A 13,998-nucleotide genomic window follows, 5' to 3' on the forward strand; every position below is an offset into this window, starting at 1 on the left:
TTCCGGGCGATCCCCGAGATTGACCTCGTGAATCCATGGGATTTCCGCTGACCTAGGCACGAACGAGAGCGGCTCATGCGTCGCCCTAAGGTGCATGCCCGGCTTCGGTCATCGGCGATTTGTACGGTACCCCGGCTGATTCTGCCGGGACTTGATGTCGACCCTCATGCCCGGTGCAACGGCGGCTCGAAGTGTCCGACCGGGCTTGCCGCACCGAACGCCACAATATTGCATTACAAGACCCTGCGGCCCTCTCGCCCACTTGTTCCTTGGCCTTAAGGATTTCCTGCTATATTCATATCTGCTAAAAATGAATATAGGAGGTGTCTCATGGCGACAACATCCCTGAGCCTAGGGGAACACTGGGAAGTCTTCATCAAGAACGAGATCGCGACCGGTCGGTTTGGCTCGGCAAGTGAGGTGGTACGCGATGCGCTGCGTCACATGGAGGAGCACAACGCCAGATTGGCTGCGTTGCGTGCACATCTGGCCGAAGGCGAGGCGCAGGCACGTCGTGGCGAGTTCGTCGAGAATTACTCCCTTCAAGGTCTGTTGGCGGAAATAGATCGTGAGGGATGATTGGCCGCTATCGGATTACCCCACGAGCTGCTGCAGACCTGCGCGCTATCGCCCGCTACACGGTCCAGACCTGGAGCAACAAGCAACGCGATATCTATCTTTCAGCTATCGACCGGCGGTTCTCCTGGCTTGCGGAGAATCCAAGTCTCGGGAAGCCTCGTCCGGAGGTCGGTAACGGATACTGCAGCTACCCGGAAGGCTCTCACGTCATTTTCTATCTCATGAGCGAGGGTGGGATTGATATTATCGGCGTCCCACATCAACGCATGGATGTCCTCAACTACTTCACCGGTTAGCATCCCGGGGCGGCGGAACGTGGTTCCGGCGAGCGGTTTACGCCGCCCGCGGCCTGACGTCCCGCTCCAGGCGCTCGCCTAGCCGCTTGCGGGCCTCCTCAAGATCGTAGTCCGCTTGGAGACCCATCCAGAACCCCTCCGAGGTTCCGAAGTAGCGAGCCAAGCGCAGGGCCGTATCGGCGGTGACGGCACGCTGAGCGTGTACAATCTCGTTGATGCGCCGCGGCGGCACACCAAGGTCGCGCGCCAGGCCGTTCTGGCTGATGCCCATGGGTATCAGAAACTCTTCGAGCAGCACCTCGCCGGGGTGCACGTTGTCCAGGACAGGGGTCATGGTCGTGCCTCAGTGTTCATCCACGATCTCCACGGCGTCCGCATTCCCGCCGCTCCAGAGGAAGCAGATGCGCCACTGCCGATTGATGCGAATGCTGTACTGCCCGGCATGGTCCCCGCGCAGGGCCTCCAGGCGGTTTGCCGGCGGGATGCGCAGATCGTCCAGGGACCGGGCATTGTTCAACATACGGAGCTTACGCCGGGCGACCTTCCGGACCTCCGGCGGGAGTCGGCGATCGCCTTCGCCGCCCCAGATCCGCTCGGTCGCCCTGTCGCGAAAGCTTTTTTATGATTGACTTAACTATAGCGCCAGGCGTTATGGCTAACAACATCCAAGAATCGGGTACAGACAACGATTTCCGCGTGACAAACAGGGATTCGTTCGCCCCGCCTATCGCACCAGATATCCCGACAGCCGCTCCAACAGGCGACGATGCCGGTCAGGTGCGAGTATGCCGATCGCACCAAGCAACCGGCTCTCGGGCAGCACGGCCAATCGTCGGGCGGTTCTTCACGCGTCCGTCCGCTTGGGGAAGCGGCGTCAGGGCCACGTCGCCCTCGTTCACGGACGTCTCACATCAGTCGCCCTGTACTCGGGTTCGTCGTCCCCATACGCAAGAGCGAGGCCCGACCCGGCGAGGTCGGACCACTGTGCTCGGTCGCCGTCCATCGGAGGTGCCACCACTGTCACCAATAGCCGAGCGTTGCCGGGAAGCTCGAACGGCTCATCGAGAGCGATCGAGTGGCCGTCGAAATGGGCGTTCAGGGTGATGCTGGGCATCGGGACGTCTCGGCATAAGAAGGGGCCGGTTGCAGAACAACGTGCCGGGATCAATTGATCCATTCCCCCGGTCAGGTCGACTCTCCTCGTCGAAGGCATTCGTGTCGCCTCCGTCGCACTGCGCCAGTCGAAATCTAGCACAGGGTTGCGATGTCTGCCGCGATCCGAGTCCGTGGACGCGGGGTTAGGTCTCATAGGTACTACATACCCCGCTCCGCTCACCGAGCGAAGCGATAAGTGCGCAATGGGAGACCCCTCTCTCCCCGCCGCGTGATCGCCGCCTCCAAGCCGAATTGCGAATCTCGCCCCTCCAACCCTTCTTGTTGCCATCTTGCCAGCAGGAAGGCTCGGCCCTAAGCTGGAGCCTTCCTCGGAACCCTTAAGACGACAGGAGCCGATCGATGGCGGAACCGCAACTCTCCGTTCGCAGCGCCAAGGCACGAGAACTGGCACATCGGCTTGCGCGCTACGAACGCCGCTCGGTAGCCGAAGTGGTCGAACGGGCGCTGGAGATGTACCAGGCGCGGCAGCTCGGAAACCAGCCTGCGCGGACCTTCTATGAGAAGCTCGCGCGGAATTGCGCGACCGATATCGATCTCGAGGCGCTGATCCGCGAGGAACGCGAGCCCCATACGGGCATCGACCTGTGATCTTCGCGGACACCAACGTGGTGTCGGAAACGCTGCGCAAGACACCCGACAAACACGTCCGCGATTGGCTGATCCGTTTCGACGCCGAGATCGCCTTGCCTACCGTGACCATCGCGGAAATCGCCTTCGGCATCCACAAGATCCGTACGGACCAGCGTGCAGCGCGGCTGACTCGAGGGCTGGAGGACTGGCGCAACCGATTCGCCGACCGGATCTATCCGTTTACCGAAGCCGCAGCCCTCGCATACGGAACGATCATGGGCGAAGCGAACAGGCGAAGCCGCCCTCTGAGCGTACCCGACGGCATGATCGCTGCAACCGCGATCGTCAACCGCAGCATACCGGCGACCCGGAACATCGCCGACTTCCGGGCGATCCCCGAGCTTGACCTCGTGAATCCATGGGATTTCCGCTGACCTAGGCACGAACGAGAACGGCTCGTGCGTCGTCCTATGGCGGATGCCCGGCTTCGGTCATCGGCTGTTCGCACAGGGATTCGGTCATCGGCTGTTCGTACAGTAACACGGCTGTTCCTGCCGGGCCTTGATGTCGACCCTCATGCCCCGTGCAACGGCGGCTTGAAGCGCCCGACCGGGCTTGCTGCACCGAATGCGAAAATGCCGGATAACAAGACCCCTCTCTCCGTCCCCGAGCCGGTCAGCAAAGGTATAGATCGTCGGTTCCACCGGATAGGAGAAGTAGCGCCCGAAGATCTCGGCGGCATGGCGGACCCGCTTCTCGGTCGGTACCATCGTACGTGTCGTCATTGTTGTGTCTCCTACTTGGTTCGGCTCACTGCGTACCAAAAGATGCCGCTCAGGATCAGGGCCGCGACGAAGATTCCCGGGAATTCGGGAATTACGGTGACACTGTACCATTTACACTAATTTTAGTTGTCTCGGGTCATTCTTCTGCGAGGGCGGCCGGCCACGTTTGCCTGGACGTAGCGTGCGGCCAAGTCGTATTTCGAGCTCGCCGAGCTCTTGGTCACCCATCAATGGTCGCCCTACAGTTTGACCCTTCGTGAGAGCCGCAACCTGTTCAGGATCCGCTGGTACCTCCAAGAAGTCCGCGAAACTATCGACGCGATCCAGCAGTGGAGAAACAGTAACCAAGCCATCGTCCTGGCGCCGGAGATGTGCTGGCGTGCTGGACCAAGGCCAGTCGGCAGCCGTCGCAGCCAGCCTCGCCTTGACGGGATTCAAAGCCACGTAGCGGAAAGCTGCCATCAAATGTGGTTCATCCATCGCCACGCAACCGAACCGCCCTTGAAACAAATGACCAGTGACGCGCAATCGTGCGTTGATGTACCCGCTATATCGACGATGCGTTTCCCCGACAGCGCGAGACAGTCCGGTCTCGTCAGAAGGCGCGAGAATCAAGTGAACATGGTTTGGCATCAGGCAATAGGACCAGACTTCCACGCCGTTTGATCGACACGCCTGGGCTAGCCAATCTCTGTAGAGCGCATAGTCGTCGTCTTCCATGAAGATCTGCTGGCGCCTGTTCCCACGTTGCGTCACATGGTGGGGGATGCCGGGTACGATGATGCGTGGGAGCCGAGACATGGGCATAGCATAAGCCGAGCCGGAAATGGTGTAAATAGTAAAGTGTCACCGTAATTCCACCGTAATTCGACAAGGCCGACAGTCCGGGGCCGTATTGCACCGGTGCACCGACCGCCTCCGGGAAGGCGCTGCGATGCACCTGGCCGCAGGCACACACGCCGGTCACGGCGCGATACTCGGTGACCTCGCGGTGCACCACCAGATCGATGACCTGACGGCGCTCGGGCAAGACCTCGACAGCCAGCTCGGCGCAGTCGCGCCCGCAGCCGCAAAGCCCCTCCAGGGGCAGAACGATGCGGTGCTCGGGATCCTCGACCAGTGCTCGGGTGGCACCGGGATGATCCTTCTGACCACCGGGCTTCATGCCGCTGCGCACGCGGCGCGAGCGCGGCGGCGGTTTCTTGAACGGCGGGTCCGAGGATGGGGGCTTGCTGGAGTTGTGGCTATCCTTGCCCAAGCGCGCTTCCAAATCGCGGATGCGCTGGAGCAGTTCGGCGATCTGTTTCGCCTGCTCGGCGTTCTGCGCTCGCAACCGCGTCAGCTCGGCATCTTTGCTGTCGGGGCGGTCGGTTGTCGGTGGCGTCTTAGGCATGTCGCAAACTTACCGCCCCAGGGGATTGTTTGGCAAGCTGACCTGAACAGTTACGGAAAATCAAATCGAGGGAGATGCATTAAGCGCCTGGCAACGTGAAAGCCTTGAAGATTAGAACCGAGTTTCAGCTCTCAGCAGTTACGACCCTCTTATTCAGGTCCGTGTTGAGCACCATGTTATACCTTGCCGTTCGATTCAACCAGTGCCATACCGCCCATGCGTGTTGCAAACACTATAACTAACATTACGATCAGCGAGAATCCCAAGGCTGGTTCTTTAAGTGAAATAAATGCCGCAAGAATACCAATTGGAACGACCCCAACACCAGCAATGAATAGACCAATAAGCAGGCCAACCCATCCCCAAGTTACAAATGTGACGGTTGCTCCGAGAAACCACGTTGTGAGGCCAAACAAATAAGATGAAAAGAAAATCCCAGTACCAGCGGCAGGACGTGTTGCGCGAAACAACGCCATTGGAAGCAATACGAGCACAACTATGGCGATGCCGACCCAAGCAACGGGCAACAGAAATGAGTAGGTTTTTACACAAAATTCAGCGATGACTTGATTCACAGAGGGCTCCTTGTTTAGAAATTAACGGTGAAGCTGTGGTACGCGGCGCAGCGTCCCAAACGAGCGCGCTGTTTAAGGCCTTACTCGAATAAGCTACGATAGTTTTCTGAATCGATGCTTTCGTTTAGATCAATGACCTTAATTTGCTTGGATGCGTGCATTGCCAATTTTCGATCCATGGTTATCAAGTAAGCGTCTTCTATATACGCAATGCAGGCGAAGACAAGATCAGCCCCTTGCAGCGTATCGAAACCATCAAGCGTGAAGAGATCAACGCACTTCGATATTAACTCTCGGCCTACATCATATAGAATCGCATTTTCGCCCATGAGGTAAAATTCCCGCAGTATGGGCTGACGGTTACGATGCTTTTTTGAAACAGTTGCCTCTACCTCAAATACGGCTAATGCTGGAAAAATATTCAAATACTCTCCTTCTACCCAGCCATCATTCAAATCTTTGTAAAAGCTATGTGCAGGCGAATACCCATCAGAGTTAGGCTCCTTGATATTTACGATTGCTGATGTATCCCAAACAAACTTTCTCATTGAAGTCTTTATTCTTGCCCTAACAGTTGATGAAACAGAGTGTCGGTCAGGTGAAATAGGCGAAATCCATCTCAGTCAGGAAAGATTGCCCAGACGATTCCTGGGTCACCTGCGTATTCCGGCGAAAGTGGCCACCCGGTCCGAAGGAAAGTGGCCACTGGTTCTGATTCAATCCAGCCAGTCAGTCCGAAGGAAAGCGGCCGGTCCGAAGCGGCCCCGCGACACGGGATGGGTGTAGTTACGCGAGGGCGGGATCGTCTGTCAACCCGGTGGAGTGTTTGCGCATCGAGTCTCCGGTCAAATTGATCTTGTAGGCGCAGTGCACGAGGCGATCGAGGATGGCGTCGGCGAGGGTCGGATCGCCGAGGTAGTCATGCCAAAGGGCGACCGGGAGTTGGCTGGTGACCAGGGTGGCGCGCGTCTTGAAGCGGTCGTCGAGGATTTCGAGCAGATCGCGCCGCTGCTCGTCGTTCAAAGGGGCCAATCCCCAGTCATCCAGGACCAGCAGCTCAGTGCGCGCCAGTTCGGCGAGCAGCTTGGTGTAGCGGCCCTCGGCGCGGGCCATCGCCAGATCCTGCAGCAGCCGGGGCAGGCGCAGATAGCGCACGGTGAAGCCGTCGCGGCAGGCCTTGTGGGCCAGTGCGCACGCGATCCACGTTTTTCCGACGCCGGTCGGCCCGGTGAGGATGACGTTGAGGTGCTCGCCGATCCACTGACCGGTCGCCAGGCGGCTCATCAGGGCTTTGTCCAGGCCGCGGTGCGTGCGGTAGTCGAGATCTTCGATGGCGGCCGGCTCACGCAGCTTGGCCTGTTTCAGCCGGGTCTTGAGGCGTCGATTCTCGCGCGTGCTCAGCTCGCGATCGAGCAGCAGGCCGAGGCGCTCCTCGAAGCTCAGGGTTTGAATCTCCGGCATCTCGAGTTGTTCCTGCAGAGCCTTGAGCATGCCGTCGAGGCGCAGTTGCGCGAGGGTCTCCAGGGTGGGGTGAAGCAACATGGCGCTGGTCTCCGTAACGGGTGAGGACCCCGTCGTTCGACGGGGTCATGGTGACGGTTAGTGGTAGTAGTCGGCGCCGCGCAGATTGGCGTGATCCAGCGGCAAACTCTGCTGATCGGGGGTCGGCAAGGGCCGCTGATCAAGCCCTTTCTCCAGGATCGTGGCGAGGCTTTTGTAGCTGACGGTGCCGAGGGTGAGCGCGCGTGCACAGGCCGCCTCCAGGCGGGCCTCGCTGTAGGCCGTGCTCAGGCGCAGCACCCCGAAACAGGCATTGAAGGCCTGTTGTGGATGGCGCCGCGCGCCGAGCAGTTGCGTGGTGACGGCAGCGGTGGCCGGGCCGATGGTGTGCGCCCAGCGCTGCAGGCGTTCCGGGGTCCACTCCAGGGCGCGTTGATGGCGCTCCGGCATGTGGTCGGTCACCGTGGTATAGCCGCCCCGACGGGCGCTGCGGACATGGCTGGCGACCCGCTGGCCTTGGTGCATGACCTCCACTGTGGTGGTGGTCATGCGCACGTCGACCTGGCGCTTGACCAGGGCGTGCGGGACCGAATAGTGGTGCCCGTCGACCTCGATGTGAATGTTCGGCGCCACCCGTGCCTTGCGCCATTCGGCGTACTCGTAGGGAGTTGCCGGCAGCGCGCGCAGGGCCGGGCGATCGATCGCCTCGAATTGGCTCAGGCGCGAGCCGTCGAGCTTTTTGAAGGGACGGGTATTGAGCGCCTGCAGGTGGGTGGCAATGACCCCGTTGAGCTCGGCAAGGGAGAAGAACTCCTGATGGCGCAGGCGCGCCAGGATCCAACGTTCGACCAACAGCACGCCGCCCTCGGCCTTGGCCTTATCCCGAGGTTTGCGCACCCGTGCCGGGATCACCGCCAGCCCGTAATGGGCGGCGAAATCCTGGTAGGTCGGATTCAGATCCGGCTCGTAACGGTGGGCCTTGCTGACGGCGCTTTTCAGATTGTCGGGAACGATGATGTCCGGGCAACCGCCGAGAAAGTTCAGCGCGCGCACCTGCGCGCCGATCCAGTCGGGGAGCGTCTGCGTCCAGGTCGCCTCGGCATAGGTGTAGTTGGAGGCCCCGAGCACCGCCACGAAGATCTGCGCGGTGCGGATCTCCCCGCTGTCGGGGTCGATCACCGCCGCCGTCTGCCCGGCGTAGTCGACGAAGAGCTTCTCCCCGGCCCGATGGGTTTGGCGCATGACCACATCCACCCGACCCTTCCAGACGCTGTAGCGGGCGCAGAATTGGCTGTAGGAATAGCCCTCGGGATGGCGCTCGCGGTACTCCTGCCAGAGCAGGAACAGCGTGACGCCTTTGCGCCGCAGCTCCCGGTGAACGACATCGAAGTCGGGCTCGACCAGCCCGCGCTCGGCGGGGCGCCCGCCCGGCTTGAACAGCCGCCGCTCCAACTCGCCCGCACTCAGACCCTCGGGCAACGGCCAGGACAGCCCTGCCGCCTCGGCCCGATCCAAGTACTCCGACACCGTTGTTCGCCCGATACCGAGCGCACGGGCGATCTCCCGCACCGACCGCCCGGAACCCCATTTCAACCGCAACACCTCTTCGACTTTTCGCATGGATAACCTCTGTCTTGGCATCTGAGCACCTCCTGAAAAGAGGAGGCACCCTACGCAGGGTTATCCCGTGTGGCGAGACCCCGGCCGGGGTGGCCGGATCAACCGGAATCGGTGGCCGGATTCAGCCGGAATCGGTGGCCGGTTTGAACCAGAATGGGTGGCCGCTTTCAATCAGAATGGGTGGCCGGATTGGGCCGGAATACGCAGGTCACCTTCCTATCTGAGCGGAAGGGCTATTATCACGGTAGACGACGGTGCCACCGGGGACGCTAACAGGTCGTGCACGCGCCGACAACACGGACTGATCGCTCTTCAGAGTACTTCATTGATCAGGATCACGGACGCTGCCTAGAGTTCGCCCCCGCCAGATCACCCACCACCGTCCCACCGCCGCCGCCCAAGCCAGCCGACTCAAAGCGTACTGATATTCACCTCATACACCCCCCAACCACCACAAACTCATCCTCCCCCTTCAACATCCCCGGCAACAACCGATTGAAGAAGAAGACCTTCGGCAAAGGCACCTCCGCGATCAGGATGTAGTCCCCGAACTCGTCGGCACGCTCGCGGCTGCTGGTGAAGCTGTTGAGGTTGTTGAAGAGGACGCGGTAGCGCCCGCCGCCGAGGGTCTCCAGGATCTCGTGCTCGTCCATGCGGTTGATGCCGCGGTAGAGGCTGAGGTGGGTCTCCTCCGGGTGGGCCTGGAGGAGCTCGTACTGACAATCAGTGTTGCCCGCTCGGTCACGTCGAGCATACCCAAGGCCATCCGTGGAACCTGTCCGTCATCGCTTCGTGAACCCACAGATATCCCACCGTGTCGGGGAAGTTCCGACACATCAGATGTTGATGTCTCGTCTTGCCTGTTAAGTTAATGATGTCTCACGACGGACAGGCTCGATAGAGACCTTCAATCCAGGTCCAAAAGGGTCTTCAAGGGTTCTCGAAGGATCTCCAAGTGATCCCTTATTCTTGATCCAGATTGAATCTCTTAAGTGGATCATAAAGGCCCGCGTTCTCGATCAACCAAGTCGGCGGGCTTGGTGTCAATGTCCGGAAACAGTGATTCCGGTCACGTGTGCTGCTGCATCCGTCGCGTCCAGTAGGGTCTGATTCGCCAAGTGGGCATAGCGCTCGGTCGTCGTGACCTTGGCATGTCCGAGGAGCTTCTGGACCTCATAGATGCTGCGCCCGGCATTGACCAGGGCCGACGCGAACGAGTGCCGAAGGTCATGGAGCCTGAGCCCCGGCATTCCTGCTTGCGTCCGGGCGGATGTCCAGCTTCCCCAGATCGATTTGAAGGGCTGCAGGGTTGCGGGATTCGGGACCACATACGGGCAGTCCGGGAACCTGGGCACCGTCTCGAAGACCTCGATGGCCATTTTGGACAGGGGCACCTTCCGGGGCTTCCCGCTCTTGGTTATGGGAATCCTCCATTCCCGGCGGTCCTGATCGATATCCTCCCATTTGGCATCCAGGAGTTCCCGTTTGCGCGCTCCGGTGAGCAGTAGGAGGGGCACGATGTACCGGAGCTGGGTGTTGCTGCTGTTGTTGACCGCCGTGATCAAGCGCTCCGTCTGCTCTGCCGTCAGGTAGACCTCCTTGATGTTGTCGACCTCCAGCAGCGTGACATTGGCCGTGGGATTGACCTCCGCTCCCGGTACGCCCCATCGCTTGGCGAGATTGAAGATCCGTCTGAGCACGCCGACCATGGCGTTGCAGTACGCAGGGCTCAATCCCGAGGCGGATTTCAGTTGATGCCATGCCTGGATACTCTCGGCGTCGATCTCCGCCAGCCGATAGCGCCCAAACTTGGGCAGGAGATGCAGTCGGATGATTCCTTCATCGAAGTCCGGTCTGCGTTTGGCGGTCTGGATGTGGGGCATGTAGCGATCGCGGATCAGCTCCTCCAAGGTCGGGATCTGCTTTAAGCGCTTCTTCTCATTGCCGGGATCTTCGCCCAAGGTGATCTTGGCCTTGAGCTGGATCGCAGCCTTCTGGGCCTTCTCGAAGGACACGGCATCTGCACTGCCGATCTTCTGGGCTCGGAGCCGACCGAAGGTGTCTCTGTACCGCAGATAGTACGTTTTGTTGCCGGTGGCTCTGACCTCCAGGATGAAGCCTTGCAAGCTGTCGGAGTAGTAGTCAATCTTGGACTTGCCTTGGGGGCAGATTGCGGTTCTGACAAAAGCGGCATCGAGCCTGACGACGGGCATAGGTGTCTCCTGCCGATGTCACTCGGCATACTGGGTTGATGGAATCTGAATCATCCGAACACGCGACGGAGCGGCCCGCTGGGGCGGCGGTGCGGGGGGCATGGGGGTCGTACTGGGGCGCAACGGGGGTGGCCCTGAGGGGGCAGTTTGAGACGCCAGGGAGTTCAGGGAGTGTTTTCGAGCCCCGCTCTCCGTCCAGAATGAGGCTGTCGTGGCGAAATGCGCAGTGGCGGCCCCAGTGAGCTTAGGGAACGTTTTTTGGGGGGTGGACCCCGTCTAAAACGGACGGAGGGGCACGGACCTTTGATGGCTACTCCCGCTTTGAACTCCGGGGCAGGCCGAAAACGCTCCCTGGACTCACTGAACCCCGGCGACGTTCCGGGGCATTTTTAACAAGGACGTGTTTTAGACTTCAATTTTCTCAAATGCTTTAAGCTTGACCCCGTAATACATGTCATATCCATTCGTTCTTCTGGACGTAATAGCAAATTCGGGAAACTTCAAAATCCGATCCATGACATCCCGCTTCCTATCAGGAGTTATCCCAAACTCATCACACCACTGTTCATATGCACTATAAAAGTCGCTACGCTTGAGCGAGAATTCCTTATCGCCGGTCTCGCAAGCTTCCTGAATAAAATACACAAGGCTGTCGGCCCATCGACGCCAATTCTTCATGAGTCGATCATGGGCCTTAGATGGACTATAATGCTTTTGTTCCAGAAGACGAATACCTCCTTGCAGCGCCCAGAACGCAATACCCGACCGCTCTTCACTGATGATTGTCTGCGCTAGATCGGGGTCCAGCGGCTGATTGCTACGGAGTCGGCTATTCGGAAACTCGACAAATTGCCATCGGGCAAAGAACGCCTCTCCTTTGTCCGAGGTTCGGATCATGTGGTTACTCATAAACAACTGCGCCGCCTGACTCTTAAACGTCATAGGTCGACCGGCCGGGTGTCTCCCAGTGATATCATCACCACCCGTGATCATCTTAAGGACGTTTTCCGGAATGGTCTTTTTGCTATCCAACTCCCCCGCAACATTCAGTCGCGATGTCATTATGCTTGCCAGATAGTATTCTTCGTCGAATTTATAGGGAGACACAGATGTGATAAATCGTCTCGGCAATAGGCTTTTGATGATGTCCACAATCGTTCCTTTGCCGGCTCGACCGATCGGATCATAGAAAAGGACGGCTTTCTGATACCGATGCAGAATCCCAAGCATAATCCCACCGAAGATTTCCTGTACAACTTGCACTTGCTGCCTTTGCTCTTCCTCATCCTCAACGCCGAACGTCTCTGCAAGAAACTGATCGAATCTTGGTATCGGAATCTCTTTGGGCGTATAGTCCAAACGGAGGCGCTGTCGATGAGACGGCGATAAATCCTCCCTGATCATCCGACCTGCTTCGACGCGATAAAATCCTTCCGAACATGCCACGCCCGTTGGTGAATCATCGAAAAATCCCGGTTGGCTCGATATGGTAATGGCATGCTTTACAATATCTTTGTAGTCGTTCGACCGAGTGCAATTTGGCTGCCCATCGAACTCTTGAGAGACAGTCTTGATGAGTTCGTTGCTCTCAACATAGACCCATACCGAAGTATCGGCGTTTAAGACATAAAGCTGATCCTCATACCCAATTGGCCCCCACGACTCGACTGTGTAGATCTGGAGGAGTTCTCGTGCATAACCGTCGTGCGTCGACTTGCCCGTACTCGATCTTGAGGCAGTGCGTTTATCCAACTTCTGAACCGAAACCCCCGGATTGAGTTTCTTAAAAAGAGTACGGAGGCGCTCGTAATCTGGGGGATCTCGATGTTTGATTGTTCGCAGCGCAGCTATGACGTCATCTCTAAAAACAATACCCACATCTCCTTCAACGTCGTCCAAGATGCTGTTGACGAGATTCTGTGCTTTCATCAAATCATCTTGCGGCGCTTCTTCTACCTGAAGCTCCGAAATTTCATTGAATGAGTCCTCGAGCCTGTAGACCTGCCCGCCATGCGCAAACGAGTTGACGCAAGGATTGAGACCCTTGTTGTAGTAAAATTTAGCGGTCGATGTGCCATAAGCACGTCCTTCAATGGGATCTGGCATGGTTGCGCCATCAAGATCGGCCCGCTCCAACAATTCACCGAATGTCAGTGCCTTCCCTTTAACTTCTAGAATAAAGTTGGACGGGAGAAAGATCTGTTCACCCTCTTGGCGATACTCCACGGAGATCCGTTGTTTTGCCTCGTCCAACGGGATCTGTTGATCAGAAGCCAGTTGAGATGCTTTCTCTTCGAGGTAGGCTTCCTTGTGCCTCAGTGACTGTTCTTGAGCCTTTGCTTTCGCAGTTTCCACTTTGTCTCTGTATTCGCAGATTTCCTCTTCGGTCAGATTCAGATCGCAGTCGATTGGACCGCCCTTCCCCTCTTTCCAGGGGCTTGGCTCTCTCGATAGTCCGGACCCGAGAATCGGGGCAGCTTCGTAGATCAACCGCTCCGGACTGAGGACTGCAAGATCAATAAGTGTCCTTACCAAGAGTGCGCCGTTTCTGGCAAACTCGATGTAACCGTATCCCTCATTCCAGAGTTTGACCTCCAGATATGTCTTGAGCGCCTTAAGATCGCTATTCTTGAATAGGCAGTAGATATGAAAGCCTTTCGGCATGCCGGGTTGTTGATTTGTCTCGTGAACGCCTGATGAACTACTTGCACGTCCTATATAGCCGACCTTCCTAAGTTCCGGTAAGTCCGCTCTTATCGTATCAATAACCTGTGTCGGAGTGTATTGTCTCAGACGGTCTGGCATATTCAGGCTGGGATCGTAGTCAAAAAGCACCACACCGATTTCCGGTTGTTTCATATAGTCCTTCGATCGCGCTCTGACACCGGAGGCAACAGCGTTTTCATCAAGAGCATCCTTGGTGACGACACGACACTTCGGAACATCAAAGACACCGGTTGCGATACACTGATGTTGCTTTAGATTGTCAATCACCTCGGCGAGATCCGACAGCGATTGGAGCGAAACCGTTTCGGCATGGCCTTCGATAAAGAATGGTTGTCCGTCCTTAATGATTTTCCCGTCTTCGGAGAGTCGATAGCTTTTCGTCAATCGGGATCCTGTTTCACCGGTGAAAACGGTTAGGGAAAAAGGGGTGCTTATTGATGTCGTCATGAGGGCGTTCGTGATTGGGTTGAAGAAAGATGTTTGACTGCTCCGAAGATACGCAGAGACCGTATGTTGGGCAAGCGCCAACGTGTCCGTTGCCCCAAGCTGGAAACTCCAGCCTAG

The 13,998-nt window shown here is 58.0% G+C and carries 13 protein-coding genes and 3 pseudogenes; 4 read left to right on the forward strand and 12 right to left on the reverse strand.

Annotated features, from left to right (window positions below; genetic code table 11):
- Positions 1–330: 330 nt before the first annotated feature.
- A complete protein-coding gene (locus BDD21_RS02505) occupies positions 331–579 on the forward strand; it encodes a type II toxin-antitoxin system ParD family antitoxin (RefSeq protein WP_120795800.1) in 249 nt (82 codons plus the stop codon).
- Positions 576–875 (forward strand): type II toxin-antitoxin system RelE/ParE family toxin, encoded by a 300-nt coding sequence (locus BDD21_RS02510; RefSeq protein WP_120795801.1) that lies wholly within the window; start codon positions 576–578, stop codon positions 873–875. The genes BDD21_RS02505 and BDD21_RS02510 overlap by 4 nt, the downstream gene beginning before the upstream one ends.
- Positions 876–912: 37 nt before the next feature.
- Here BDD21_RS02510 and BDD21_RS02515 read toward each other — a convergent pair whose 3' ends face one another.
- Together BDD21_RS02515 and BDD21_RS02520 are read right to left on the reverse strand one after the other, a co-directional pair.
- On the reverse strand, positions 913–1,209 hold the full coding sequence (locus tag BDD21_RS02515; protein ID WP_120795802.1) for a HigA family addiction module antitoxin: 297 nt from the start codon (positions 1,207–1,209) through the stop codon (positions 913–915).
- A 9-nt stretch (positions 1,210–1,218) separates the two neighbouring features.
- Positions 1,219–1,482, reverse strand: a pseudogene (locus BDD21_RS02520) (type II toxin-antitoxin system RelE/ParE family toxin); the annotation flags it as partial.
- Between the two features lie 908 nt (positions 1,483–2,390).
- Here BDD21_RS02520 and BDD21_RS02530 point away from each other — a divergent pair.
- A complete protein-coding gene (locus BDD21_RS02530) occupies positions 2,391–2,639 on the forward strand; it encodes a plasmid stabilization protein (protein WP_120795805.1) in 249 nt (82 codons plus the stop codon).
- Positions 2,636–3,055: a PIN domain-containing protein gene (locus BDD21_RS02535; RefSeq protein WP_120795806.1), complete on the forward strand. Its 420-nt coding sequence runs from the start codon at positions 2,636–2,638 to the stop codon at positions 3,053–3,055. Before BDD21_RS02530 ends, BDD21_RS02535 begins: the two co-directional genes overlap by 4 nt.
- A gap of 84 nt (positions 3,056–3,139) precedes the next feature.
- Here the strand turns inward: BDD21_RS02535 and BDD21_RS02540 are convergent, their stop codons facing one another.
- The 10 genes and pseudogenes from BDD21_RS02540 to BDD21_RS02580 form a co-directional block, all read right to left on the reverse strand.
- Positions 3,140–3,406 carry a hypothetical protein gene (locus BDD21_RS02540; RefSeq protein ID WP_120795807.1) on the reverse strand — a complete coding sequence of 89 codons (267 nt, stop codon included), beginning with the start codon at positions 3,404–3,406 and terminating at the stop codon, positions 3,140–3,142.
- Between the two features lie 111 nt (positions 3,407–3,517).
- The gene (locus BDD21_RS02545) at positions 3,518–4,213 is read right to left on the reverse strand and encodes a transposase (protein ID WP_342769585.1); all 696 of its coding nucleotides are present in this window, start codon (positions 4,211–4,213) and stop codon (positions 3,518–3,520) included.
- Between the two features lie 328 nt (positions 4,214–4,541).
- Positions 4,542–4,799, reverse strand: a pseudogene (locus BDD21_RS28475) (DUF6444 domain-containing protein); the annotation flags it as partial.
- 176 nt (positions 4,800–4,975) lie between these two features.
- The gene (locus BDD21_RS27345) at positions 4,976–5,374 is read right to left on the reverse strand and encodes a hypothetical protein (RefSeq protein ID WP_147430974.1); all 399 of its coding nucleotides are present in this window, start codon (positions 5,372–5,374) and stop codon (positions 4,976–4,978) included.
- An 80-nt stretch (positions 5,375–5,454) separates the two neighbouring features.
- Entirely contained in the window at positions 5,455–5,922 is a 468-nt protein-coding gene (locus tag BDD21_RS27350) for a hypothetical protein (protein ID WP_147430976.1), read from the reverse strand.
- Between the two features lie 238 nt (positions 5,923–6,160).
- Complete coding sequence (gene istB, locus BDD21_RS02560) at positions 6,161–6,916, reverse strand: IS21-like element helper ATPase IstB (protein WP_120795810.1); 756 nt, start codon at positions 6,914–6,916, stop codon at positions 6,161–6,163.
- A gap of 57 nt (positions 6,917–6,973) precedes the next feature.
- The gene (istA, locus tag BDD21_RS02565) at positions 6,974–8,515 is read right to left on the reverse strand and encodes an IS21 family transposase (protein ID WP_120795811.1); all 1,542 of its coding nucleotides are present in this window, start codon (positions 8,513–8,515) and stop codon (positions 6,974–6,976) included.
- 390 nt (positions 8,516–8,905) lie between these two features.
- Positions 8,906–9,222 (reverse strand): annotated as a pseudogene (locus BDD21_RS02570) (NAD(+)--dinitrogen-reductase ADP-D-ribosyltransferase); the annotation flags it as partial.
- 315 nt (positions 9,223–9,537) lie between these two features.
- Positions 9,538–10,707: a site-specific integrase gene (locus tag BDD21_RS02575; protein WP_120795812.1), complete on the reverse strand. Its 1,170-nt coding sequence runs from the start codon at positions 10,705–10,707 to the stop codon at positions 9,538–9,540.
- Between the two features lie 405 nt (positions 10,708–11,112).
- On the reverse strand, positions 11,113–13,881 hold the full coding sequence (locus BDD21_RS02580; protein ID WP_147430977.1) for a DNA primase family protein: 2,769 nt from the start codon (positions 13,879–13,881) through the stop codon (positions 11,113–11,115).
- Positions 13,882–13,998 lie beyond the last annotated feature (117 nt).

Source organism: Thiocapsa rosea, assembly GCF_003634315.1.
Taxonomy (GTDB): Bacteria; Pseudomonadota; Gammaproteobacteria; order Chromatiales; family Chromatiaceae; genus Thiocapsa; species Thiocapsa rosea.